At 32.1% G+C, this 21,978-nt stretch carries 33 protein-coding genes and 1 pseudogene; 4 read left to right on the top strand and 30 right to left on the bottom strand.

Annotation, left to right across the window (positions count from 1 at the left end; translation table 11 throughout):
* Position 1 precedes the first annotated feature (1 nt).
* From secY to Q0J69_RS02570, 29 genes and pseudogenes are all read right to left on the bottom strand, one after another.
* Entirely contained in the window at positions 2-1,342 is a 1,341-nt protein-coding gene (gene secY, locus Q0J69_RS02710) for a preprotein translocase subunit SecY (RefSeq protein ID WP_297204125.1), read from the bottom strand.
* A gap of 11 nt (positions 1,343-1,353) precedes the next feature.
* Positions 1,354-1,842 (bottom strand): 50S ribosomal protein L15, encoded by a 489-nt coding sequence (gene rplO / locus Q0J69_RS02705; RefSeq protein WP_297204124.1) that lies wholly within the window; start codon positions 1,840-1,842, stop codon positions 1,354-1,356.
* Positions 1,843-1,853: 11 nt separating this feature from the next.
* A complete protein-coding gene (rpmD, locus tag Q0J69_RS02700; RefSeq protein ID WP_297204123.1) occupies positions 1,854-2,033 on the bottom strand; it encodes a 50S ribosomal protein L30 in 180 nt (59 codons plus the stop codon).
* Positions 2,033-2,539: a 30S ribosomal protein S5 gene (gene rpsE, locus Q0J69_RS02695; RefSeq protein WP_297204345.1), complete on the bottom strand. Its 507-nt coding sequence runs from the start codon at positions 2,537-2,539 to the stop codon at positions 2,033-2,035. The genes rpmD and rpsE overlap by 1 nt, the downstream gene beginning before the upstream one ends.
* 23 nt (positions 2,540-2,562) lie before the next feature.
* Positions 2,563-2,919: a 50S ribosomal protein L18 gene (gene rplR / locus Q0J69_RS02690; protein ID WP_297204121.1), complete on the bottom strand. Its 357-nt coding sequence runs from the start codon at positions 2,917-2,919 to the stop codon at positions 2,563-2,565.
* Between the two features lie 10 nt (positions 2,920-2,929).
* Positions 2,930-3,502, bottom strand: coding sequence for a 50S ribosomal protein L6 (rplF, locus tag Q0J69_RS02685; protein ID WP_297204118.1), 573 nt, complete (start codon positions 3,500-3,502; stop codon positions 2,930-2,932).
* A gap of 21 nt (positions 3,503-3,523) precedes the next feature.
* Positions 3,524-3,925, bottom strand: a complete 402-nt coding sequence (gene rpsH / locus Q0J69_RS02680) for a 30S ribosomal protein S8 (RefSeq protein WP_297204114.1) — start codon at positions 3,923-3,925, stop codon at positions 3,524-3,526.
* Positions 3,926-3,941: 16 nt separating this feature from the next.
* Entirely contained in the window at positions 3,942-4,127 is a 186-nt protein-coding gene (locus Q0J69_RS02675) for a type Z 30S ribosomal protein S14 (protein ID WP_008723403.1), read from the bottom strand.
* Positions 4,127-4,690, bottom strand: coding sequence for a 50S ribosomal protein L5 (gene rplE / locus Q0J69_RS02670; protein ID WP_297204110.1), 564 nt, complete (start codon positions 4,688-4,690; stop codon positions 4,127-4,129). Before rplE ends, Q0J69_RS02675 begins: the two co-directional genes overlap by 1 nt.
* 16 nt (positions 4,691-4,706) lie before the next feature.
* Positions 4,707-5,048, bottom strand: coding sequence for a 50S ribosomal protein L24 (rplX, locus tag Q0J69_RS02665; RefSeq protein ID WP_297204107.1), 342 nt, complete (start codon positions 5,046-5,048; stop codon positions 4,707-4,709).
* Position 5,049: 1 nt separating this feature from the next.
* On the bottom strand, positions 5,050-5,418 hold the full coding sequence (gene rplN, locus Q0J69_RS02660) for a 50S ribosomal protein L14 (RefSeq protein ID WP_028330942.1): 369 nt from the start codon (positions 5,416-5,418) through the stop codon (positions 5,050-5,052).
* Positions 5,419-5,522: 104 nt separating this feature from the next.
* Positions 5,523-5,783: pseudogene (rpsQ, locus tag Q0J69_RS02655) on the bottom strand (30S ribosomal protein S17); the annotation flags it as partial.
* A 15-nt stretch (positions 5,784-5,798) separates the two neighbouring features.
* The gene (rpmC, locus tag Q0J69_RS02650) at positions 5,799-6,005 is read right to left on the bottom strand and encodes a 50S ribosomal protein L29 (protein ID WP_028330944.1); all 207 of its coding nucleotides are present in this window, start codon (positions 6,003-6,005) and stop codon (positions 5,799-5,801) included.
* A complete protein-coding gene (gene rplP / locus Q0J69_RS02645; protein WP_014933897.1) occupies positions 6,005-6,418 on the bottom strand; it encodes a 50S ribosomal protein L16 in 414 nt (137 codons plus the stop codon). The genes rpmC and rplP overlap by 1 nt, the downstream gene beginning before the upstream one ends.
* A complete protein-coding gene (gene rpsC, locus Q0J69_RS02640) occupies positions 6,418-7,155 on the bottom strand; it encodes a 30S ribosomal protein S3 (RefSeq protein ID WP_297204099.1) in 738 nt (245 codons plus the stop codon). Before rpsC ends, rplP begins: the two co-directional genes overlap by 1 nt.
* 3 nt (positions 7,156-7,158) lie before the next feature.
* Complete coding sequence (gene rplV, locus Q0J69_RS02635) at positions 7,159-7,566, bottom strand: 50S ribosomal protein L22 (protein ID WP_297204097.1); 408 nt, start codon at positions 7,564-7,566, stop codon at positions 7,159-7,161.
* Between the two features lie 11 nt (positions 7,567-7,577).
* Positions 7,578-7,847, bottom strand: a complete 270-nt coding sequence (rpsS, locus tag Q0J69_RS02630) for a 30S ribosomal protein S19 (RefSeq protein WP_008723378.1) — start codon at positions 7,845-7,847, stop codon at positions 7,578-7,580.
* Positions 7,847-8,683, bottom strand: a complete 837-nt coding sequence (gene rplB, locus Q0J69_RS02625; RefSeq protein ID WP_028330947.1) for a 50S ribosomal protein L2 — start codon at positions 8,681-8,683, stop codon at positions 7,847-7,849. Before rplB ends, rpsS begins: the two co-directional genes overlap by 1 nt.
* Before the next feature lie 12 nt (positions 8,684-8,695).
* Positions 8,696-8,989: a 50S ribosomal protein L23 gene (rplW, locus tag Q0J69_RS02620; RefSeq protein WP_297204343.1), complete on the bottom strand. Its 294-nt coding sequence runs from the start codon at positions 8,987-8,989 to the stop codon at positions 8,696-8,698.
* 11 nt (positions 8,990-9,000) lie between these two features.
* Entirely contained in the window at positions 9,001-9,648 is a 648-nt protein-coding gene (gene rplD / locus Q0J69_RS02615; RefSeq protein WP_297204090.1) for a 50S ribosomal protein L4, read from the bottom strand.
* A gap of 18 nt (positions 9,649-9,666) precedes the next feature.
* Positions 9,667-10,320: a 50S ribosomal protein L3 gene (gene rplC / locus Q0J69_RS02610; protein ID WP_297204087.1), complete on the bottom strand. Its 654-nt coding sequence runs from the start codon at positions 10,318-10,320 to the stop codon at positions 9,667-9,669.
* 102 nt (positions 10,321-10,422) lie between these two features.
* Complete coding sequence (gene rpsJ, locus Q0J69_RS02605) at positions 10,423-10,728, bottom strand: 30S ribosomal protein S10 (protein ID WP_028330951.1); 306 nt, start codon at positions 10,726-10,728, stop codon at positions 10,423-10,425.
* Between the two features lie 83 nt (positions 10,729-10,811).
* Positions 10,812-12,038, bottom strand: coding sequence for an elongation factor Tu (tuf, locus tag Q0J69_RS02600; RefSeq protein ID WP_297204083.1), 1,227 nt, complete (start codon positions 12,036-12,038; stop codon positions 10,812-10,814).
* 74 nt (positions 12,039-12,112) lie between these two features.
* Positions 12,113-14,194, bottom strand: a complete 2,082-nt coding sequence (fusA, locus tag Q0J69_RS02595; protein WP_297204080.1) for an elongation factor G — start codon at positions 14,192-14,194, stop codon at positions 12,113-12,115.
* Between the two features lie 21 nt (positions 14,195-14,215).
* Positions 14,216-14,686, bottom strand: a complete 471-nt coding sequence (rpsG, locus tag Q0J69_RS02590; RefSeq protein ID WP_297204077.1) for a 30S ribosomal protein S7 — start codon at positions 14,684-14,686, stop codon at positions 14,216-14,218.
* A 14-nt stretch (positions 14,687-14,700) separates the two neighbouring features.
* Positions 14,701-15,075 (bottom strand): 30S ribosomal protein S12, encoded by a 375-nt coding sequence (gene rpsL / locus Q0J69_RS02585; protein ID WP_020064458.1) that lies wholly within the window; start codon positions 15,073-15,075, stop codon positions 14,701-14,703.
* A 339-nt stretch (positions 15,076-15,414) separates the two neighbouring features.
* Positions 15,415-16,419 carry an ABC transporter substrate-binding protein gene (locus tag Q0J69_RS02580; protein ID WP_297204074.1) on the bottom strand — a complete coding sequence of 335 codons (1,005 nt, stop codon included), beginning with the start codon at positions 16,417-16,419 and terminating at the stop codon, positions 15,415-15,417.
* A 474-nt stretch (positions 16,420-16,893) separates the two neighbouring features.
* Positions 16,894-17,790: a restriction endonuclease gene (locus Q0J69_RS02575; RefSeq protein ID WP_297204072.1), complete on the bottom strand. Its 897-nt coding sequence runs from the start codon at positions 17,788-17,790 to the stop codon at positions 16,894-16,896.
* A gap of 16 nt (positions 17,791-17,806) precedes the next feature.
* Complete coding sequence (locus tag Q0J69_RS02570; RefSeq protein ID WP_297204070.1) at positions 17,807-18,322, bottom strand: PaaI family thioesterase; 516 nt, start codon at positions 18,320-18,322, stop codon at positions 17,807-17,809.
* Positions 18,323-18,511: 189 nt separating this feature from the next.
* Between Q0J69_RS02570 and Q0J69_RS02565 the strand changes: the two genes are divergently transcribed.
* The 4 genes from Q0J69_RS02565 to Q0J69_RS02550 are packed head-to-tail and all read left to right on the top strand — an operon-like array spanning position 18,512 to position 21,185.
* Positions 18,512-18,775, top strand: coding sequence for a YtxH domain-containing protein (locus Q0J69_RS02565; RefSeq protein ID WP_297204068.1), 264 nt, complete (start codon positions 18,512-18,514; stop codon positions 18,773-18,775).
* Positions 18,775-19,170 (top strand): DUF948 domain-containing protein, encoded by a 396-nt coding sequence (locus tag Q0J69_RS02560; RefSeq protein WP_297204065.1) that lies wholly within the window; start codon positions 18,775-18,777, stop codon positions 19,168-19,170. Before Q0J69_RS02565 ends, Q0J69_RS02560 begins: the two co-directional genes overlap by 1 nt.
* A 15-nt stretch (positions 19,171-19,185) precedes the next feature.
* Positions 19,186-20,268 (top strand): peptidylprolyl isomerase, encoded by a 1,083-nt coding sequence (locus Q0J69_RS02555; protein ID WP_297204063.1) that lies wholly within the window; start codon positions 19,186-19,188, stop codon positions 20,266-20,268.
* A 20-nt stretch (positions 20,269-20,288) separates the two neighbouring features.
* Positions 20,289-21,185: a hypothetical protein gene (locus tag Q0J69_RS02550; RefSeq protein WP_297204062.1), complete on the top strand. Its 897-nt coding sequence runs from the start codon at positions 20,289-20,291 to the stop codon at positions 21,183-21,185.
* Here the strand turns inward: Q0J69_RS02550 and Q0J69_RS02545 are convergent.
* The gene (locus Q0J69_RS02545; protein ID WP_297204060.1) at positions 21,178-21,915 is read right to left on the bottom strand and encodes a site-2 protease family protein; all 738 of its coding nucleotides are present in this window, start codon (positions 21,913-21,915) and stop codon (positions 21,178-21,180) included. The genes Q0J69_RS02550 and Q0J69_RS02545 overlap by 8 nt on opposite strands.
* Between the last annotated feature and the right edge of the window lie 63 nt (positions 21,916-21,978).

Raw genomic sequence — 21,978 nt, 5'->3', positions numbered from 1 at the left:
ATTACCTTCTAACCTTAGATTTCTTTAATATGCCGTCATAGTTATGCATTTGTAAATAGGATTCTATTTGTTTTAATAACTCAACAGCAACACTAACACTAATCATCACTGAAGTTCCGCCCATCAAATATACAAGTGAATTATTCGTACCTCTGAAAGGAGCAAATATAGGAATCTTAGACATCAAATCAGGAAATACTGCTATAGCTGCTAAAAATATTGAACCGCCTATAGTTATTCTGCTTAATACTGTTTTAAGATATTCAGCAGTTTGAGTACCAGGTCTATAACCAGGTATAAAACCTCCTGATTTCTTAAGATTCTCTGCTATATCATCTGGATTGAACTGTACTGATGTATAAACATACGCAAACATAATAACCAAAAGACAATAAAGAATGATATACGCCCAGCTTCCATAAGAGAAAAATCTAAGCAATGCATCAAGCCATCTCCATTGAACACCTCTAGTTAAGCTTGCTACCTGAGCAGGAATAGCCATTAAAGCTGAAGCGAATATTATAGGTATTACACCAGACGGATTGATTTTGAAAGGTATATGAGTTGATTGAGCCCCAAATACTTTTCTTCCTACAACACGTTTAGCATACTGTACTGGAATTCTTCTCTGTCCGCTTTCCTCATAAACTACACAGAATATAACTATTGCAAAAATTATGAAGAAAAGAACTATAACTAAAGAATTCAAATATTCACTATCTCTCTTCTGTATAACATCATAAACACCAGCAGGAATACGAGCAACTATACCAGCAAAAATTATAACAGATATACCGTTACCAAGGCCGCGTTCTGTAATTTGGTCACCTAGCCACATTAAGAACATGGTACCAGCTGTAGCCGTTACAACCACTAATAGTATAAATCCAATTCCAGGATTCATAAAGATCATAGCACCTTCATTTATACTCTGTATCCAGCTAGCCATAGCTGCAGATTGTATCATACAAAGAACAAGCGTTAGATATCTAACATACTGATTTATCTTTTTACGACCGCTTTCACCTTCTTTTTGCATTCTTTCGAGTGCTGGTATTACCACACCCAAAAGCTGCATAATAATGGAAGCAGAAATATAAGGCATTATACCTAGTGCCAATATAGAAAATCTGAATAAAGCACCGCCTGAAAATAAATCCATTATAGTCAAAAGTCCTGCACCGCCCTGCGATGAGGATAAAAAACTTAATAAAGCGGTAGGATCTATACCAGGTGTCGGAATATGACTTCCTATTCTGTAAACCAATATGGCTAAAATAGTAAATAGGATTCTGCTTCTTAATTCTTGTACTTTAAATATATTAGTTAATGATTTCAGCATTATAATTTACCTTAAGATTTTTTATCTTCTTTTTTTCTAATATATTTTTTACGTTCGTTTATTATAACCTTACCGCCTGATTTTTCAACTTTTTCTATAGCTTTTTTGCTAGCCATATCAACGGTAATAGTAATAGCACTTTTTACTTCGCCCATAGAAAGCAATTTTATATAATCTCTTTTAGATGATAGAAAACCTAATTTTAATAAAGTTTCTCTGCTTATTTCATTACCTATGGAATCTAAATCACCTACATTGATAATATTTACAAATTTTTTGAAAGCTGCATTAGTGAATCCGCTTTTTGGAATTCTTCTATGCAAAGGCATTTGTCCGCCTTCAAAACCAGCTCTTCTGCTGTATCCTGCACGAGATTGTGCACCTTTATCACCTCTGCCTGCAGTACAGCCCCATCCAGAACCCTGACCGCGTCCTACCCTATGACGCTTTTTACTTGAACCTTTAGGAGCTCTTAATATTTTTGTATTTTCTTGTGCCATTTGCTAAGCCCTCACTTATACTCTACTTTAAGAAGATGTGATATCTTATTTATCATTCCATTTATCTGAGGAGTTGCTTCATGTTCTACAACTCTTTTTCCTCTTTTGAAACCTAAAGCTACAACTGTATCTCTTTGAGATTTTTCATAGCCTATAGGAGATTTAACTAATGTTATTACAACTTTAGCCATTATTCAGTCCTCCCATAAATTTGGTTTATACTAATTCCTCTTTTATTAGCCATATATTCTACAGTTTTTAAAGATTTCAAACCTTCAAATGTAGCTTTAGCTAAGTTCATAGAATTGTTATTTCCAAGAGATTTAGAAAGAATATTTTTAACTCCTGCTAATTCTAATACTGCACGAGCAGGACCGCCTGAAATAACTCCAGTACCTTTAGAAGCTGGTTTCATTATTATTCTGCTGCTTCTAAATACTCCAACCGTATTATGAGGTATAGTTTCACCTTTTAAGTTAACTTCTATCATGTTTTTCTTAGCTTGCTCTATAGCTTTTCTAATAGCATCTGGTACTTCATTAGCTTTACCATAACCTAAACCAACATGACCATTTTTATCACCTAAAACCATTAAAGCGGCAAATCTAAAACGTCTTCCGCCTTTCATAACTTTAGCTACTCTGTTTAAAGTTATAAGGCGTTCTTCATACATACTTTTTTCTTCGTTGTTGTTCATATCGTGTGCCAAGGTAATACTCCTTAAAATTTCAATCCTGCTTCACGAGCACCGTCAGCTAAGGATTTTATTTTTCCATGATATATATAGCCGTTTCTATCGAATACAACTTCACTAATATTCTTCTCTTTTGCTCTAGCAGCTAAAACTTTACCTATCTCTTTAGCTACATCAACATTTTTACCACTTTTTAAATCTTTTTCCTGAGAAGATGCTGATACTAAAGTTACACCCTTACTATCATCTATTATTTGAGCAGATACATATTTAAGACTTTTATAAACTGTAAGTCTTGGACGCTCTGAACTTCCTTCTATTTTTATACGTATACTTCTCTTTCTTCTTTCACGTTGAGCTTTAATTTTTTCTCTTAAACCCATAGCTTACCCCTTACTTAGCAGCTTTTTTACTTTCTTTCATTTTTACATGCTCGCCATCAAATCTAACACCTTTGCCTTTATAAGGTTCAACAGGTCTTTTTTTCTTGATATTCATAGCAAGCTCGCCTACTTGTTCTTTATCATTACCTTCGATAATGATTTTAGTGTCTTTCTCTACTGTTACTTTAATACCTGCAGGTATTTTCATTTTTACATCACTTGAAAAACCTAATTGCAATGTTATAATGTCCCCTTGTACATTAGAACGATAACCTGTACCTTCTAACTGAAGAACTTTTTTATATCCAGCAGTAACACCTTCTATCATATTAGAAATAAGTTTCCACACTAAACCTAATTGTGCAGAATATTTAGCTCTATTTTCTTTAATAGCTTTCTCGTCAGTACTTTCAATCTTAGGAGGTTTAACCCAAAGAGAATTATTTTCGAGTTCAAGTATTATATAATCAAAAAACTCTCTTGTCAACTCTCCTCTTTTACCTTTTACGATTACTTTATGACCGTCTATTTTAACTTCAACATCTTTAGGAATCGCTATAGGTTTGTTCGCTAATCTACTCATTATTAATACCCTCTTAATTTATTACCAAACATAGCATAAAACTTCGCCGCCGACATTCTCTTTTCTGGCTTCTTTATCAGTCATAACGCCTTTGCTAGTAGATATCACAGATATACCAAAACCATTTTTTACCTGAGGTATAGTGCCTACTGAAGTATAAACTCTCAAACCAGGAGTTGATACTCTTTGAATGCCCTCTATTACTGAGCTTCCTTCATAATATTTTAAGTCTATCTCTATGCGGAAGAAATTTTTATCTTTTACTTCTACTTTTTTGAAGTCATTAATATATCCTTCTTTCTTCAAAATTGCAAGTATATTTTCCATTTTTGTAGAAAAAGGTATAGTTACAGCATCTTTTTTTGCTCTGCATCCATTTCTAATTATAGTTAAAGCATCTGCTATTGGATCATGTACGCTCATTTATACTCTCCTTAAATTACCAACTAGACTTAGTTACACCCGGTATTAAACCTTTATTAGCTAAATCTCTAAAACATATTCTGCACATCTTGTACTGTCTTATATAAGCTCTTGGTCTACCGCATATTGGGCATCTGTTATATTGTCTTGTTTTATATTTTTGTTTTTTTGTAGCTTTAACTTTAAGTGCTAATCTAGCCATTATTTATTCTCCTGACTTTTAGGTGCAGCACGAAATGGTAAACCAACTCTCTCTAATAATGTGCGTGCCATTTCGTCATTATCTGCAGTTGTTACTATTGTTATATTTAAGCCTTTTACAGCATCTGTTTTATCAAAACTTATTTCTGGAAATATTGTATGCTCTTTTATTCCTAAATTGTAATTACCGTTTCCGTCAAATCCTTTTCTAGGAATACCTTGAAAATCTCTTACTCTTGGCAAAGCGATAAAAATTAATCTCTCAAGAAAATCGTACATTCTATCGCCTCTCAATGTTACTCTACATCCTATAGGCATACCTTGTCTTAATTTGAAGTTAGCTATAGACTTTTTAGCTCTTGTTACTACTGCTCTTTGTCCAGCTATTTGGCTAAGTTCTTCTACAGCAGAATCAACATATTTTTTATCTGATACTGCCTGAGTTACTCCCATATTGATTATAATCTTTTCAATTTTAGGAATAGCCATTGTAGAGCTTAAATTCATATCTTTTAGCAGAGATTGTTTAATCTCTTTTTCATACCTATCTTTTAATACTGACATAATTTACTTCTCCTGCTTACTTATCAAGAACTTCGCCCGATTTTTTGGCATATCTTTTTAATTTACCATCTACTTCTTTTCTTCCAACTCTAGTAGCTTTTCCGCCTTTATTCACTACCATAACATTAGAAATATGTATTGAAGCTTCTCTTTCAACTATACCGCCTTTCTGATTTTCCTGACTTTTTGGCATAGTCTTTTTAACCATATTAATATTTTTTACGAAAACTCTGCCTTTTTCTCTGTCTATAGATAATACTTCGCCGCGTTCTCCGCTTTGTTCTCCAGCTATTACCTCAACAGTATCGCCTTTTTTTACTTTGTATTTTGTCTTACTTAAATCTTTTTTCTTTATCATATTATATTACCTCTGGTGCAAGTGATACTATCTTCATAAAGCCTCTATCTCTAAGCTCACGTGCTACTGGTCCGAATATACGTTTACCGCGAGGCTCTTTTTTATCATCTACTATAACAGCAGCATTCTCATCAAAACGTATATATGAACCGTCTGGACGTCTAACTTCTTTTTTAACTCTTACTATTACAGCTTTAACTACTTTACCTTTTTCTATAGAGCAAGTAGGAATTATATCTGTTACAGAGCAGATTATTACATCGCCTAAAGTAGCGTATCTGCGTCTGCTTCCTCCTAATACCTTAATACATTTTAATTTTTTTACGCCAGTATTGTCGGCTACATTAAGAGTAGTTGGTACTTGTATCATAGTTCTTACTCTCCTTCAACCTGTGAAACTGATGCTTCTGGAGCATGTTTTTCACGTTTTAATACGCCTTCTACATCACTATCCATAGAATCTTTCTCTATACGCTCAGCTTTCTTAACTATTTTTGTTAATCTGAATTTTTTATCTTTACTAAGAGGTCTGCACTCTATTACTCTTACTAAATCGCCTTCTACACATTCATTTTTTTCATCATGAGCTTTATAGCGTTTATTTTTACTAATAGTTTTACCATAAAGAGGGTGTTTCTGCTTGCTTTCTACTTTTACAACTATAGTTTTATCCATTTTATCAGAAACTACAATTCCCTCAAGTACTCTTTTATATTTTTTTGCTTTGCTTTCCACTGTAGTAATACCTCACTATTTTTTTATACCAAGTTCATGCTGACGAATAAATGTCTTAACTCTAGCTATATCTTTACGAGCTTTTTTTAGCTGATGTGTTTGTCTTGCATCGCCAACAACTTTTTCAAATCTATGCTCTTGATATTCTTTTTCTAATTTTAGAAGTTCACCTTTAAGCTCTTCTAAACCTAATGACTTATAATCTTTTTTATTTTTAGCCATTATATAGCCTCCCTCTTAATGAACTTAGTTTTTATAGGAAGCTTAAAACCAGCTAGTCTGAAAGCTGATTGAGCTAACTCTTCTGGAACACCTGCTATTTCAAATATTACTTTTCCAGGCTTAACTACAGCTACCCAATATTCAACGTTACCTTTACCTTTACCCATTCTAGTTTCAGCAGGTTTTTTAGTATAAGGCTTATCTGGAAATACTTTTATCCACATTTTACCTACACGTTTAACATGTCTTGATATAGCAATACGTGCAGCTTCAATTTGTCTGTCTGTTAACCATACAGGCTCTAATGCCATCAAACCGTAATCTCCAAAAGTTAAATTACTTCCTCTTTTTGATTTACCTTTCATTCTGCCTCTATGCTGCTTACGATACTTAGTTCTTGATGGTTGTAACATTATCTATCTCCTTTGGCACTGATAACTTTACCTGCATCATCTTGCTTATGTTCTTTTTTATCAAGAATTTCTCCCTTATAGATCCACACTTTTATTCCGATAATACCAAATGTAGTTAGGGCTTCTGCAGTGCCATAATCTATATTAGCTCTTAAAGTATGTAAAGGTACTGAACCATTTTTATATTGTTCTGTTCTAGCAATATCAGCTCCTGCTAAACGTCCAGAACACATAACTTTTATTCCTTTAGCACCTTTCTTCATAGCTTGAGTTATAACACTTTTCATAGCTCTTCTGAAAGCAATACGCATTTCTAATTGACGTGCTACGCTTTGAGCTGCTAATGTAGCGTCTAATTCAGCATCTCTTATCTCTGTGATAGAGAAGTGAACTGGTTTTTTAACCATTTTTTGTACTGCTGTTTTTATAGTTTCAACTCTTTGACCTTTAGGTCCTATAACTACTCCAGCTCTTGCAGTTGCTATGAATATATTAATTCTATCTGGGAAACGTACTATTTCTATATTAGATATAGCAGGGTCAAAAGACTCTTTTTTTCCGCCGATTTTTTTCTGCTCTTCTTTTAATGTTTTATAATAATAATTCATTATATAGCGTCTAATAGATAAATCTTCATGCAAACTGTCTGCATAAGTTCTTTTGTCTTCAAACCATCTGCTAGACCAAGTTTTATTAATTCCGAGTCTTAAGCCTATTGGACTAACTTTTTGACCCATAGTTTATACCTCCGCTGCTTTAGGTGCTTCTTCTGATTTAGCACTCTTAACTTTAATTTTTTTCTTTTCAGGTTTTTTATCATCACTTAATACTATAGTAATATGTGAAAGTCTTTTTAATATTGGATCAGCACTGCCTCTGCTTGCTGCACGTATTCTCTTTAATGTTGGAGCTTTATCTACAAAAGCAGTTTTTACCCATAATGTATCTGGATTGATATTTCTTGATTGGAATATAGCATTAGCTATTCCGCTCTTAATAGCCTTTCTTAGAACTACTGATGACATCTGCGGCATTGTCGCTAAATTAGATATAGCATGATTAACATATTCGCCTTTTACAAATGGAAGTAATCTTGCTACTTTTCTGCGACCAATGCGTAAATAACGTACCTTTACTTTATAATCCATAGTCTAAATCCTTATTTCTTACCTACTTTAGCGGCACCTGCATGAGATATAAATTTTCTTGTTGGTGCAAATTCGCCTAATTTATGACCTATCATATTTTCCTGTATATAAACAGCTACAAATGTTTTACCATTATGCACGTTTATAGTAAAACCTATCATCTCTGGAATAATTGTTGAAGCACGGCTATAAGTTTTTATTTGGTGCTTATTATCTCCAGCCTGTATTTTCTTAAAAAGATTCTTATCTACAAAAGGTCCTTTTTTTATAGAGCGAGACATTATTTCTTACCCCCTCTTCTTTTTAATATTAATCTATCAGAATACTTATGTTTCTTTCTTGTTTTGTAACCCTTAGTAGGTACTCCTGTTGGTGAAACTGGATGCGGATTACCTTGTCCGCTTTTACCCTCACCACCACCATGTGGGTGATCTACTGGGTTCATTACAACACCTCTAACTTTTGGTCTTCTGCCTTTATGTCTAGTAGTACCAGCTTTGCCATCTGTAGTATTGAAATGATCTAAATTGCCAATTTGACCTATAGTAGCATAACAATTTTCTAGTATTCTTCTTTCTTCACCTGAGCGAAGTCTTATTACACAGTAACCGCCTGATTTAGCTGTTATCTGTGCACCGCCGCCTGCTGCTCTAACAAGCTGACCGCCTTTTCCAGGTGTAATTTCAATGTTATGTATTATAGTACCTAATGGAATTTTTTTCAATGGCAAAGTACATCCAACTTTAACTTTTGCATTTTCTCCGCTTACTACTCTATCTCCTACATTTAATCCCAATGGCCATATTATATATCTTTTTTCGCCATCTGTATAGTGTAAAAGTGCTATACGAGCAGTTCTGTTTGGATCATACTCTATAGAAACTACTTTTGCTTCTATATCATGCTTATCTCTTCTAAAATCTACAAATCTAAAAAGTTTTTTATGTCCGCCTCCGCGACGACGCATAGTGATACGACCATTAGAACCGCGTCCGCTTATACGTTTTTTTCCGCATACTAATGATTTACAAGGCTCATTTGTCGTAATATCCGAAAAGTCCACTACTGTACGATAGCGTAAACTTGGTGTTGTCGGTTTAAATTTCTTAATAGCCATCGGTGTCCCTCATTATTTTACTATATCTATTGATTCTTTGCCGTCAAGAACTATTATCGCTTTCTTATAACTGCGTGTATATCCGCGTCTGCTCATTCTGCGATTTTTCTTTTTTGGCTTAACATTTATTATCTTGCAATCCAACGGATGAACATTAAATATTTTTTCAACCGCTTTCATTAACTCTTGCTTATTAGCATCCTGTCTTACTCTAAATACATAATAACGCTTTTCTGTTCCTTTTGGCTCAGTTCTTAGCATATTACTTTTTTCTGTAAGTATAGGCTCAATTAAAAGTGAATACATGCTCATATTTTTTAACCCTTAATTCTAGCATTTAATTTAGATAAAGCTGTTTTAGTAAAATATACTTCATCAGCATAAAATAAAGGATGTATAGACATACTGTCTGCATTTACAAGCTTTAAATCTTTGATGTTTCTTAATGACAATAATAATTTATTATAATTATCACCTAAAGATTCATCTTTACCTACTACAAATGCTACCTTTCTTGTATTTGGTTCTTTAACCTTACTTATAAAACTAGCCATTCTTTTTGTTTTTGGTGAATCAAAAGTGAAATCTTCAAAAACTTTAAGAACATTGCTTCCATATTTTAAAGATAAAACAGACAATAGAGCCTTACGCTTCATTTTCTTTGGCAATCTATAGCTATAATCACGTGGTTTAGGAGTATGTGTTTTACCACCGCCTACCCAAATTGGTGAACGTGTAGAACCTGCTCTTGCTCTGCCAGTACCTTTTTGTCTCCAAGGTTTTTTACCGCCACCTGAAACTTCTGCTCTGGTTTTTGTGGAGTGTGTTCCCTGACGTCTGTTAGCTAATTCATTTTTGATTGCTTCGTAAAGTAGATTATTGTTAACTTCTGATTTAAATATCTCGTCAACAACCTCTAAATTGCCTACGCTATCTCCATTTTCATTTAGTATTACTACTTCCATTTTATCATCCTGTCATAATTAATTCATTGAGTTCTTTTTCTTATTGCGTTTTTTTACAGCTGATGTCAATTTAACTATGCTGTTAATAGCACCTGGTATAGCACCTTTAATCATAATCAAATTATCATCTGGTCTTATTTCAACTACTTTCAAGTTTTGTATAGTAGTTAAAGCATTGCCCATGTGTCCAGGCATACCTTTACCTTTCCATACTCTTGCAGGATAACTGTTACATCCTATAGAACCTGCTCTTCTTCTGAAGTTAGAACCATGGCTCATAGGACCGCCGTCGTAGTTATGTCTTTTCATTACACCTGCAAAACCACGACCTTTACTCAAAGAACTAACATCTATAAAATCGCCTGCTTGAAATATATCTACTTTAAGCTCCTGACCTACTGTATAAGAACTAGCATCGTCCATTCTGAACTCTTTCAAATATTTCTTAGGCTCTAAATTTGCTTTTTTAAATTGCCCTATTTGCGGCTTATTTAAATGCTTTTCTTTAACGGAACCATATCCTAATTGAATAGCACTATAGCCGTCTTTCTCATTATCTCTTATCTGCATAACTGTGCATGGACCAGCTTCTACAACTGTTACTGCTATAGCATTGCCAGTTTCATCAAAAACTGTTGTCATGCCCAATTTTTTGCCAATTATTCCTACCATCGGCGAATCCTCTATAATGATTTTACTTACTACTTTCTTACTATATCAAACTATTACAGATAAAACGTAGTAAAGCTTTATCTTTAATATTTCATTAAACGCTTATTTAAGCTGAACATCAACCCCAGCTGGAAGCGCTAATTTTTTAAGAGAATCTGTAGTTTGAGAGTTTACATCAAATATATCTATTAATCTTTTGTATATACGCATCTCAAATTGTTCTCTTGATTTAATATTTACATGCGGACTTCTTATTACTGTTACCTTACGTATGCTTGTAGGCAATGGTATAGGTCCTGATACTCTAGCACCTGTTTTCTTTACACTAGCAACTATAGACTGAGCTGATTGATCTATAAGCTCAATATCAAAGGCTTTTAGTTTAACTCGTATTTTCTGTTCTTTCATAGCTTGAATTACTCGCTTTCTCTTAATTTAATTAAAGGGTATATCTTTAATTAATCAAAGGTATACCCTCATTATTTTTCCTATTATTCTAATATTTTTGTTACAACACCGTTACCTACTGTTTTACCGCCTTCACGTATAGCGAATCTTTGTTTTTCTTCCATAGCGATAGGAGTAATTAATTCAATAGTTAAGTTAGCATTGTCGCCAGGCATAATCATTTGAGCACCTTCTTGTAGGTTGATTACTCCTGTTACGTCTGTTGTTCTGAAGTACATTTGAGGTCTGTATCCTGTTACAAAACCGCTGTGTCTTCCGCCTTCTTCTTTTTTCAAGATATATACTTCAGCTTCGAATTTTTTATGAGGTGTAATTGTACCTGGTTTAGCCAATACCTGTCCTCTTTCTACTGCTTTACGTTCAATACCTCTTAAAAGACATCCAACGTTATAACCAGCTATACCTTCTACCTCTTTTTTGAACATTTCTACACCAGTACAAGTTGTTTTTTGAGTATCTCTAATACCAACTATTTCAACTTCATCACCTTTTTTGATTTTACCTCTTTCAATTCTTCCAGTAACAACTGTACCTCTTCCAGGAATTGAGTATACATCTTCGATTGACATTAAGAAGTCTTTATCTACTTCACGTACTGGATCTGGAATATATGTATCTAATGCATTTAATAAGTCTATTATACATTTACAATCTGGATCAGTTCTTGGATCCTTACCTGCTTCAATAGCTTGAATAGCTTTAATAGCTGAACCTCTAATAATAGGAGTTTTAGAACCATCAAAACCATAGTGATCTAATACGTCTATTACTTCTGCTTCTACTATTTCTGCCATTTCTGGGTCATCTAATTTATCACATTTATTTAAGAATACTACGATGTAATTTACACCTACTTGTCTTGAAAGAAGTACGTGTTCTTTTGTTTGAGGCATTACACCGTCTTCTGCTGATACTACTAATATAGCACCGTCCATTTGAGCAGCACCTGTAATCATATTTTTAATGTAGTCAGCGTGACCTGGACAGTCTACGTGAGCATAGTGTCTGTTGTCTGATTCATATTCAACGTGTGATGTTGCTATTGTTAATATTTTTGTTGGGTCTCTTCTACCTTGACTTTCAGAAGCTTTTGCTACTGAGTCATAAGCAACTTTCTGTACTGTTGCTGGGAACATAGCAGATGATACTGCTGTTATTGCTGATGTCAATGTTGTTTTACCATGGTCAACGTGTCCGATAGTACCAACGTTAACGTGTGTTTTTTTACCTTCGTAAGTTCCTTTAGCCATTTTAATCCTCCAATTATTTATACTTTAGGAATTATTTTTTATTTTACTAATCAGTAACCTTTTATTTATGTTACTTACTTATTATTACCCATTCTAGCACCTATTATTTCATCTGCTACGTTTTTAGGTACTTCCTCGTAATGAGAGAACTGCATTGTATAGCTTGCTCTACCTTGAGATACGTTTCTGATACTTGTTGTATATCCAAACATTTCAGCAAGAGGTACTGTAGCATTAATTGATTTATAACCTGATTTATCTGTAAATCCGTGAACCTGTCCTCTTCTTGAAGCTAAATCTCCTATTATATCACCCATATAATCTTCTGGAGTTACAACTTCTACTGTCATCATAGGCTCTAATAAATATGGATCTGCTTTTTTACATCCATCTTTGAATCCCATTGAAGCTGCTATTTTAAATGCCATTTCTGATGAGTCTACTGGGTGGAATGAACCGTCATAAGCTGATACTATAACATCAAGCATTGGATAATTAGCAAGAACACCTGTATTCATAGCTTCTACACAGCCTTTCTCTACTGCTGGTATATATTCTCTTGGAACAGCACCGCCTACGATTTCATTATTAAATTTAAATCCTGCATTAGGTTCATTAGGACCTATTCTCAACCATACATCTCCGTACTGACCTTTACCGCCAGACTGACGTACAAATTTTCCTTGAACTTCAACAGTTTTCTTAACACCTTCTCTATAAGATACTTGAGGACGTCCTACATTTGCCTCAACTTTATATTCTCTTTTCATTCTGTCGCAGATAATTTCTAAGTGTAATTCACCCATACCTGCAATAATTGTCTGACCTGTTTCTTCATCAAATGTTACTCTGAATGTTGGGTCTTCTTCAGCAAGTCTTGATAAAGCTACTGACATTTTATCTCTGTCGCCTTTTGTTTTAGGCTCTATAGCAACATTGATTACTGGCTCTGGGAAATTGATTGCTTCTAAAATTATAGGAGCATTTTCAGGACATAAAGTATCACCTGTTGTTGTTTCTTTAAGACCTACTGCTGCTGCTATATCACCAGCATATACTGTATCAATTTCTTCTCTTTTATTAGCATGCATCTGAAGTATTCTTCCGATACGCTCTCTTTTTCCTTTTGTTGCGTTAAACACATAAGAACCAGCTTCTAATATACCAGAATAAACTCTGAAGAATGCTATTTTTCCTACATGAGGATCTGTCATTATTTTAAATGCTAATGCACTGAATTTTTCATCATCTGATATTTTTCTTGTTATTGGATTACCATCTAAATCTGTACCTTCTATTTCTGATCTGTCTACTGGAGATGGCAAATAGTCAACTATACCGTTAATTAATACTTGAATACCTTTATTTTTGAAAGCAGTTCCGCAGAACATTGGAAAGAACTCTGCTGATAAAGTAGCTGTTCTTATAAGTCTTTTTACAGTAGGAACATCTATTTCCTCACCTTCAAAAAATTTATTCATAGCATCATCATCGTATTCAACGATTGCTTCTAACAATGAATTCCTGTATTCTTCTGCTTTTTCTTTTAATTCAGGTCTGATTTCTCTCTCTTCCATTTTCATGCCGTCTTCAGAAACCCAAATTACTTCTTTCATATTTACTAAGTCAACAACACCCTCGAAATTACTTTCTGCACCTATAGGTATAACTACTGGGTGGCTGTTAGCTTTTAATCTTTCTCTTGTTTGTTCTAAAACAGCATAGAAGTTAGCACCTATTCTATCCATTTTATTAACGAAAATAGCTCTAGGAATTTTATAATTGCTTGCCTGCCTCCAAACTGTTTCACTCTGAGGCTGAACACCGCCTACTGAACAGAAAACACCAACGGCACTATCTAATACCCTCAAAGATCTTTCTACTTCTACAGTAAAGTCAACGTGTCCCGGAGTATCTATCAAATTAATTCTGTTTCCATTCCAAAAACATGTTGTTGCTGCTGAAGTAATTGTAATACCTCTTTCTCTCTCCTGTTCCATCCAGTCCATCTCTGCTGCACCTTCATGAACCTCTCCTATTTTATGGGTCTTACCAGTAAAATAAAGAATACGCTCACTTAAAGTAGTTTTACCAGCATCAATATGAGCCATAATACCAATATTACGTGTGTTTTCTAATGAAATTTGACGTGCCACTTTTTACTTACTCCTTAAAAACTACCACCTAAAGTGTGCGAATGCCTTGTTACCTTCAGCCATTCTATGAACTTCATCTCTCTTAGCTACTGCCTGACCTTTTCCGTCTATAGCATCTACAATCTCATTTGATAAACGTTCAACCATACTTCTGCCGCCTCTTTTTCTTGAAGCGTTTATAAGCCATTTGAACGCCAATGATTTTTGTCTGTCTTCTCTTACATCTACTGGAACCTGATAAGTAGAACCGCCTACTCTTCTTGATTTTACTTCTACACGAGGCTTAATATTTTCTATAGCTTCATTAAAAGCTTCTAAGCCGTCTTTATTTGTTTTTTCTTTAACTACATCTATAGCTTTATAAAATATATTTTCAGCCTTACTTTTCTTTCCATCATACATTAATTTATTAATAAATTTACTTATATCAACACTGCCGTATACAGGATCAGCGTCTATTTTTCTAGATTGTGCTCTTCTTCTTCTAGCCATATTACTTTACTCCATTAAGCCTTTGGTTTTTTAGTACCATATTTACTTCTAGCTTTCATTCTTTTTTCAACACCTGTAGCTTCACGGCTTCCGCGAACTATGTGATAACGGCATCCAGGTAAGTCTTTAACACGTCCGCCTCTTATAAGAACGCGGTTATGTTCCTGTAATGTGTGATCTATACCAGGAATATAAGCTGTTACTTCCATACCATTTGTTACTCTTACACGAGCAATTTTACGCATAGCTGAGTTAGGTTTTTTAGGAGTTGTTGTTGTAACACGAGTACATACTCCTTCTCTTTGCGGACATTTCATTAATGCAGGCGATTTTGTTTTATTTATTATACGCTTGCGACCTTTTCTTACTAATTGATTAATTGTAGGCATAAAATACTAAACCCTCTAATATTTATTTTTTACAAATTTTTTATTTCTTAAAATTCCTAATCCTAACGGAAAGGCGATAAATTAAACACAGTTTTTACTTCAAATACGAAACAGCATTAATACACTGAGCACTATAGTATTAAAACATAAGAAAAACTATACTATACGCTTTAATCGCTTTTATGAAAGTTCTAGCATTATAAAGCAGCTATACAAAAAAATCAATAGCATTTAATATTTTTTTTTACTTTTTTATGAAAATTATACAAAAATTAAAAATAAAAGCGATGTATACTAAAATAATTTCTACATCGCCTTTAACAATATAATCATTTAATATCAATTATTAAAAACATTATCAATCATATATTTTATCTGTACATACTTACTAATATCACTAGTATTTGTAATAGTTTTGGTATAAATAAATACATTCTGCTGAGATTTATACCACTCCGCTGCTTTTCCATTAAGATATGCTTCTTTTACATTTTGACCTGAAAACCATAAAGCAGTTTCTTTTTCTAAAGCAACAGTTTCAATTGGGGAATTATTTTGTCTTGCAACTATTTCAACAGCCTCATTCATATTATTAGCTCTATAATCCATAGCTTTAAGTATAGCTCTTGAAAATCTATTAACTATATCAGGATTAGCATTTTGATATTCGGGAGTAACTACCCAGCTGCTTGGGAATGCACCAGAATCTGAATAATCTATAATTGAAGCAATAGGTACTGCTTCATCTCCAAGCGTATTCAATATTGAAAATGTATAAGGAGCTTGTACAGATGCTGCATCAATAGTTCCATTGGTCATAGCAGACACTATATTAGGACCATTCATATCTAAAATATTTAATTCATCTTTATTGATTCCAAGTTTATTAATTGCAAGATTTAAAAATATTTCTGATGAAGTTCCAAACTGTGCAGCTACTGTTTTGCCTTTTAAATCTAAAATTGTATTTATTCCTGATGATTTTCTTGCTATAATCTGTTCTGATTTACTTAAGCCGTTAGGAAATAATACATTAACTTTTCCTTGAATAGCTAGAGAATGTGCTCCATGTCCAATATATGCAAAATCTAAATTATTTGAAAGCATGGCATTAATTTCAGAAGGACCGTCTAAAAATTTGAGTAATACAACATTTAAGCCTTCTTCCTGAAAATATCCTTTCTCCTGTGCTATAGCAGCAGCTGATGTTCCTGAAAAATCAGGCATATAACCTACTCTTATAATCTCTGTTTTAATCTCATCTGCAGTATTTGAAGTTTTCTCTTTACATGAAATTGACAATGCTGCAAATAATACTAAAAATACGATTCTAAATTTCATCATAATTACATATCCTTAAGTGATTAATAAAATTTATTTTATTAAAATATCGGAATTATCAGCTATTATTACTGTGAAAGTGTAAATAAAAAACGAATTCTATTTACATTACATAAATATAATTTACTTAAGTTAAATATATATTTATCAAATGTTTTTTTACTTTCATTATCATTGTCGACTCTTACAAAATAACATAAAAGATATTACAAATAATAAATAATATATATGAAGTATTTTATATTGTACCCTAATTTTTTATATTTCATTAATAATTATAGTAAATATATACGATAACATCAAGATTAAAATGAATTTATTTTAAATAAATATACTTGTTTAAAGATTAGCTTTAAATTATAAAATAATTGTTATATATTGTAAAAACTTTAATTTACAGTATTTTTTCAAAAACAAATTGTAGTTATTATAAAAATACAGCAGCAAAAGAAACATACGCTTTGTAATTCAAAATTATTATATTATAATGTCGTAAATATTCCTAGTTTCCAAAACTCTAACACCAACCTCATATTCACGCATATATTTAGCAAGTCTGTATCCGTTTATAAGTATTATTTTTACATCTTTTAATTCTTCTACAACCTTTTTAGCCTGCTGAGTATAATCGGAAGTTGTTATAAATATACCTCTGTTTATACCATTAACATTTTTAAGCCCATGAGCAAATTTTGTTATTTCAGTATCATTAACTTTACTATTTTCTTTATAGCATTTGCATTGCACACCTATGATGTCAAATCCGAATTTATCCATAGTAAGTGTACCATCTATTCCTCTGTCTCCGCTTCCTCCAGTTCTATACTTTTTACCATAACCCATTTTTTCAAGCAGTTCCAAGCATATATTCTCAAATTTAGTGCCTTTATCAACAGAGCTTTCTCCCATAGACTGAAGCCTGTCAAGTATATCTTTTTCTACGCTTTCATAATACTCTTCAATGCTTTTTTCTATTTCGTTTCTGTTTTCATCTTCTTCTATTTCTTCAATTTCATATATATCGTCATGTGAATTATTTTTGCTGTTTTCTAAATATGGTGTTTTTTCTTTTAAAGTTTTAAAATCAAAATCTGGATTTTCTTCATAGAATTTTTTTCCGAAGTCAGTTATTTGATAAACTCCCTTATCCACATTTTCTATTAACTGAGCTTTTTTTAAAACAACCAAAGACCAATGAATTCTTGAATTAAATTTATTATATCCATTTTTAGTTATCATACTGAAATCTTCATCAGATGTATCGGTATACTCTTTTAATTTATCGTATGTATCTTTTCTATGCATTGGTTTATTTACTTCATAGAAGAATTTTAATACATATTTATCATAATCTCTGTATTTTAAAAGTGCCATGATAAAAAACTCCGAATTACTGAGGGATATCTATAGCTTTAGGATCGCTTTCTTTTTTCTCTACAAACCAATCCTCTTCATTATTAGGATCCATCTCAGCTATTTTATCAAGCCCCATACAAAGATAAGTTCCTTTAGCCGTTGCAGCAATCTTTCCGTCATTTAAAAGTATATAACCTTCTCCTTCATAAATTCTGCCATCTCCTGATGTAATTTTTCCTACTATTCTTATTTGTTCATTAATAGGAACAGGCTTTTTGTATTTAGTTGTAAGAGTCATAGTAACGCCCCATTTCTCCTCTCCTGTGTACGGCATCATAGCCCTCCCTATAGTTTCATCCAATATAGCAGCAAGTATTCCGCCATGAACTCTGGAAGGATATCCCTGATGAACATCTTTAAAAGTTACTAAAGCACATAATGATTTATCTTCAAGTTCATAAAACTCGGCTTTCAAACTTAAATCATTTTTAAATCCGCATACTAAACACATTCTTGAATTATTCTGCTTATTCAATACCTTTAATTCCATATAAATAATCTCCGTATTATAATTTTAAATTACATATTAATACTTTTGTATAAAAAAACAATATTACTATTTATTTTTTATTACTTTTTATGCAAAAATAGGGTTTATAAAATGTTTTATTTAGTTGACAAAAACGTAAATTAAATTTAATATTAAAATAAAGCATATAACCTAGGAGGATATTTTATTATGTCTAAAGAAGTATCAGGAATATTTTCATTCTTATTGGGTATAACAACAGGTGTAGCATTAGGTATACTATTTGCTCCAAAAGCAGGTGAAGAAACAAGAGAAGATATTAAAGAAACTGTAGAAAATATTAAATATAAAGTGGATGATATTTATCATAGAGGTGTTTTGAAAACTTCAGAATTTGTTGAAAAAGGCAAAGAAAAAACTAATGATTTCTTTGACAAAAGAAGAAAAAAATCTACTGAAGAAGCTGAAGATTAATGCAGGATATTACATTTCAAATAAATGTTATAGCTATATCATTAGCTTTTATTGCAATATCGGTGCTTATACTAGTATTAGCTATGTTCTTTGTATTGCTTGCTAGTTATTTTAGATTCACTAATAGATTTGATAAGATATTAGAAAATGTTGAATCTATTAGTGAAAAAATTAACAATATATCTAACACAATAGATGAAGAAACAAATAAGGCAAAAAATACTTTAGATATTGTACATGATACTTTTAATAATTTGGCAGAGAGTGCTAATAGTTTTAGTGCAATAACTAAAGACTTTATGAATAATTTTAGCATGTTTAATATTATTCAATCTATATTCAGTTTGTTCATGGGAAAAAATAAAAGAAATACAGATGATGATTTTGATTTATAATAGGATTTTTTATATATGTTGAAAAAGTTATTGTTCATAGTTTCACTTACTACATTATTATTTAATTTTTTATATTCTCAGGATGATTCTAATTGGGTTATAAGAATAAGAGATGCTCAAGGTAATGTAAAAAAACTTATTACAGTTGAAACTTGTCTGTCCGAACTTTCAAATCTTTCTATATTAAGAGGTGCACCTGAAGAGGCGGTAAATATTATTCTTACAAATGATCTTCAATTATGGCAGTTTGCCTCTCAGCTTATAGAACAGGAATTAGTTTATATGAAAGCTGTTGAAGAAGGATATGATAAGGATGAAGAAATTGTTAATTTAATCTCAAAAGAAAGGGATAATCAAATATCTCAGTTATATATGCAGGAAAAAGTCAGTGATGACTTTGGAGTAGTTTCTGATGAAGAAAAAAGAAGATTTTTTAACAATAATAAAGCAAGAATACAGGCTGCTGTAGGTCCTAGTGTAACTTATGAACAGGTTGCTATGGATATAGAAACTACTATTTTGCAGGAACGAATGCGTAATGAATATGATAAAATCATAGAGTCAGCAAAAACCAATTATAATTTGGTATATTCTGTTAATGGAGATCCATGCCTTACTATAGAAGAATATACAGTTCCTTTATCAGAATTTAATGATATGTTTAATGAATCATTAAAACAGGCTGGAGGAAATATACCTGCTGCATTAAGAATACAGGCAAGAGATGGTATGTTCAAAGCATTTGTGGCAAGAGAGGTTATGATTTATGAAGCTAAAAAAACAGGTTTTTATGATACACCTCAGGCTAAATCTATAGAAAACTTTTTAACTAGAAGTGCTGTTACATCTCATTATATAGATAAAGTTATAAGATCAACTATACCTAAACCTACTGAAGAAGAGATTAATTTAGCGTATGAACAATACGGCAAAGTATATAATATAGACTCTCTTCCTTATGCTGATGCTCAAAAAGCACTTGAAACATTGGTTATAGAGGCTAAAACTCAGCAAAAATATCAAATATTAGTTACGGATTTGAGATATAGACATAATATAGAAAAAAATCTATCATTATTAAATCCAAAAAAGGACTAATTAAAGTCTTTAAATTTTTTATGAAAAATAGATTTTTAATTATATATTTATCTTTCTTGATACTTTTATGTTTTTCTCAAATTTCATTTGCACAAAGAAATGATTATTATTTTGATATATCTCCGCTTATAGAAAAAAATAAAATGTTTTCTGTAGGATTAGGCGGAATATTCAGCGAATACAATTCTTGGTTTAACGGACAGCTTTATACATTAGATCCATACAATCAGAATATAAGCAGAAGAGATATATATTTCACATTTATGCCGTATTTCAAATTCAGACCAATAAAATTTATAGAATTAGGTGTTTCAACAAGTTTTATATATCAAAGACAGGATTCAAGAAATGATTTAACAAGTGCCACAAATATGAATGACAGCTTTGGATTTGATGCTATCAATGCCTCAGTAAAAGCAACTCTTTTGGATTGGTACTTATCTATAGGTGCTAAGTTTGGAGTAGGATATACATTTAGAAAAAATAACTTTTTATATCAGGATGTGAAAGACCCTCTGAATATATACGGAACTATAATGATAGCTGGAATACCTAAAGTTATACCTGTAAATTTTCTATTTGCATATACATTTGATACAAGAGATAATCTGCTTGAAGATATATTTAATATAGGAGAGATAGTAGGTGCAATAGAGATAATAACATCCCCATTTATAACATTATACACAGGTGTTACCTATGTATTTCCATATACAAAAGATAATAATATGACTTATTTAGAACCTTTTGTAAAATTTAAAGCAACAATATCAGACTTTTTATATATGACGGTATCATATCATAAAGTTGTATGGGGACAGGGATATGTACCTAATACATCAACATTTAATTTTGCCATAGAATATATGTTCTATTCACCTAAATGGGATTGGTGGCAGGGTAAATTCGTCAAATAGAAAATATTACATTTATAGATTTACCCAATAAATACTGGGACATATTTTGTATAAATCCTAATACCGTTCTTAATATTCCAAAAAACAGCAAAGCATAAAGTATTAAAAATCCATAAGGATATATTTTATCATAAGTACTTTTGCCTTTGTCTGATAAAAAGAATCTAAGTATCCATCCGCCGTCAAGAGGAGGAAATGGAAGAAGATTAAAAAACATAAGCATTATATTAATCATATAAAACATAAAAAGCATTGTTAAAATTATAGGAAGTCCATTAACAGCAAAATTTGAAAAAGCATTATTATAAGACTCTAATGTCATTAATATTTTATATACAACAAAAGTACCGTCTATAGGCATTGTAAGTATTTTCATTATTATGAAAGATATAGATGCTATTATAAGATTAGCAAAAGGTCCTGCAAATGAAACCAATGCCTGATCTCTCTCATAATTCTTAAAATTATACGGATTTACTGGCACAGCTTTCATCCATCCTATAACAGGTATTCCTGTAACAGCAGCTATTAAAGGCAGTACTACACTTCCTAATATATCAATATGAGCAAAAGGATTAAGAGTAAGCCTTCCAAGATTAAATGCTGTTTCATCGCCAAGCATATATGCTGTTCTTGCATGCGAGTATTCATGAGTACTTGCAGATATTATAAATACCATATAGGATATTAAGCCTATGGACAATTTATTTGTAAATATATCATAAACCATTAATTGTTTCCTTCTCTCTTTTTTATCATATTATAGGAATTATTTTAGTATAAATAATTTTTT

This window comes from uncultured Brachyspira sp. (assembly GCF_944388875.1).
Classification (GTDB): Bacteria; Spirochaetota; Brachyspiria; order Brachyspirales; family Brachyspiraceae; genus Brachyspira.
The sequence above is the reverse complement of the archived record's forward strand: the minus strand, read 5'-3'. Positions and strand labels throughout refer to the sequence as shown.

Excerpts from the sequence above, each read along its gene's own strand:
- secY (WP_297204125.1), bottom strand. The coding sequence starts at position 1,342 with ATGCTGAAATCATTAACTAATATATTTAAAGTACAAGAATTAAGAAGC.
- rplO (WP_297204124.1), bottom strand. The coding sequence starts at position 1,842 with ATGGCACAAGAAAATACAAAAATATTAAGAGCTCCTAAAGGTTCAAGT.
- rpmD (WP_297204123.1), bottom strand. The coding sequence starts at position 2,033 with ATGGCTAAAGTTGTAATAACATTAGTTAAATCTCCTATAGGCTATGAA.
- rpsE (WP_297204345.1), bottom strand. The coding sequence starts at position 2,539 with ATGAACAACAACGAAGAAAAAAGTATGTATGAAGAACGCCTTATAACT.
- rplR (WP_297204121.1), bottom strand. The coding sequence starts at position 2,919 with ATGGGTTTAAGAGAAAAAATTAAAGCTCAACGTGAAAGAAGAAAGAGA.
- rplF (WP_297204118.1), bottom strand. The coding sequence starts at position 3,502 with ATGAGTAGATTAGCGAACAAACCTATAGCGATTCCTAAAGATGTTGAA.
- rpsH (WP_297204114.1), bottom strand. The coding sequence starts at position 3,925 with ATGAGCGTACATGATCCAATAGCAGATGCTTTAACTATAATTAGAAAT.
- Q0J69_RS02675 (WP_008723403.1), bottom strand. The coding sequence starts at position 4,127 with ATGGCTAGATTAGCACTTAAAGTTAAAGCTACAAAAAAACAAAAATAT.
- rplE (WP_297204110.1), bottom strand. The coding sequence starts at position 4,690 with ATGTCAGTATTAAAAGATAGGTATGAAAAAGAGATTAAACAATCTCTG.
- rplX (WP_297204107.1), bottom strand. The coding sequence starts at position 5,048 with ATGATAAAGAAAAAAGATTTAAGTAAGACAAAATACAAAGTAAAAAAA.
- rplN (WP_028330942.1), bottom strand. The coding sequence starts at position 5,418 with ATGATACAAGTACCAACTACTCTTAATGTAGCCGACAATACTGGCGTA.
- rpmC (WP_028330944.1), bottom strand. The coding sequence starts at position 6,005 with ATGGCTAAAAATAAAAAAGATTATAAGTCATTAGGTTTAGAAGAGCTT.
- rplP (WP_014933897.1), bottom strand. The coding sequence starts at position 6,418 with ATGTTACAACCATCAAGAACTAAGTATCGTAAGCAGCATAGAGGCAGA.
- rpsC (WP_297204099.1), bottom strand. The coding sequence starts at position 7,155 with ATGGGTCAAAAAGTTAGTCCAATAGGCTTAAGACTCGGAATTAATAAA.
- rplV (WP_297204097.1), bottom strand. The coding sequence starts at position 7,566 with ATGGATTATAAAGTAAAGGTACGTTATTTACGCATTGGTCGCAGAAAA.
- rpsS (WP_008723378.1), bottom strand. The coding sequence starts at position 7,847 with ATGTCTCGCTCTATAAAAAAAGGACCTTTTGTAGATAAGAATCTTTTT.
- rplB (WP_028330947.1), bottom strand. The coding sequence starts at position 8,683 with ATGGCTATTAAGAAATTTAAACCGACAACACCAAGTTTACGCTATCGT.
- rplW (WP_297204343.1), bottom strand. The coding sequence starts at position 8,989 with ATGTATTCACTTTTAATTGAGCCTATACTTACAGAAAAAAGTAATATG.
- rplD (WP_297204090.1), bottom strand. The coding sequence starts at position 9,648 with ATGGAAGTAGTAATACTAAATGAAAATGGAGATAGCGTAGGCAATTTA.
- rplC (WP_297204087.1), bottom strand. The coding sequence starts at position 10,320 with ATGGTAGGAATAATTGGCAAAAAATTGGGCATGACAACAGTTTTTGAT.
- rpsJ (WP_028330951.1), bottom strand. The coding sequence starts at position 10,728 with ATGAAAGAACAGAAAATACGAGTTAAACTAAAAGCCTTTGATATTGAG.
- tuf (WP_297204083.1), bottom strand. The coding sequence starts at position 12,038 with ATGGCTAAAGGAACTTACGAAGGTAAAAAAACACACGTTAACGTTGGT.
- rpsG (WP_297204077.1), bottom strand. The coding sequence starts at position 14,686 with ATGGCTAGAAGAAGAAGAGCACAATCTAGAAAAATAGACGCTGATCCT.
- rpsL (WP_020064458.1), bottom strand. The coding sequence starts at position 15,075 with ATGCCTACAATTAATCAATTAGTAAGAAAAGGTCGCAAGCGTATAATA.
- Q0J69_RS02580 (WP_297204074.1), bottom strand. The coding sequence starts at position 16,419 with ATGATGAAATTTAGAATCGTATTTTTAGTATTATTTGCAGCATTGTCA.
- Q0J69_RS02575 (WP_297204072.1), bottom strand. The coding sequence starts at position 17,790 with ATGGCACTTTTAAAATACAGAGATTATGATAAATATGTATTAAAATTC.
- Q0J69_RS02570 (WP_297204070.1), bottom strand. The coding sequence starts at position 18,322 with ATGGAATTAAAGGTATTGAATAAGCAGAATAATTCAAGAATGTGTTTA.
- Q0J69_RS02565 (WP_297204068.1), top strand. The coding sequence starts at position 18,512 with ATGTCTAAAGAAGTATCAGGAATATTTTCATTCTTATTGGGTATAACA.
- Q0J69_RS02560 (WP_297204065.1), top strand. The coding sequence starts at position 18,775 with ATGCAGGATATTACATTTCAAATAAATGTTATAGCTATATCATTAGCT.
- Q0J69_RS02555 (WP_297204063.1), top strand. The coding sequence starts at position 19,186 with ATGTTGAAAAAGTTATTGTTCATAGTTTCACTTACTACATTATTATTT.
- Q0J69_RS02550 (WP_297204062.1), top strand. The coding sequence starts at position 20,289 with ATGAAAAATAGATTTTTAATTATATATTTATCTTTCTTGATACTTTTA.
- Q0J69_RS02545 (WP_297204060.1), bottom strand. The coding sequence starts at position 21,915 with ATGGTTTATGATATATTTACAAATAAATTGTCCATAGGCTTAATATCC.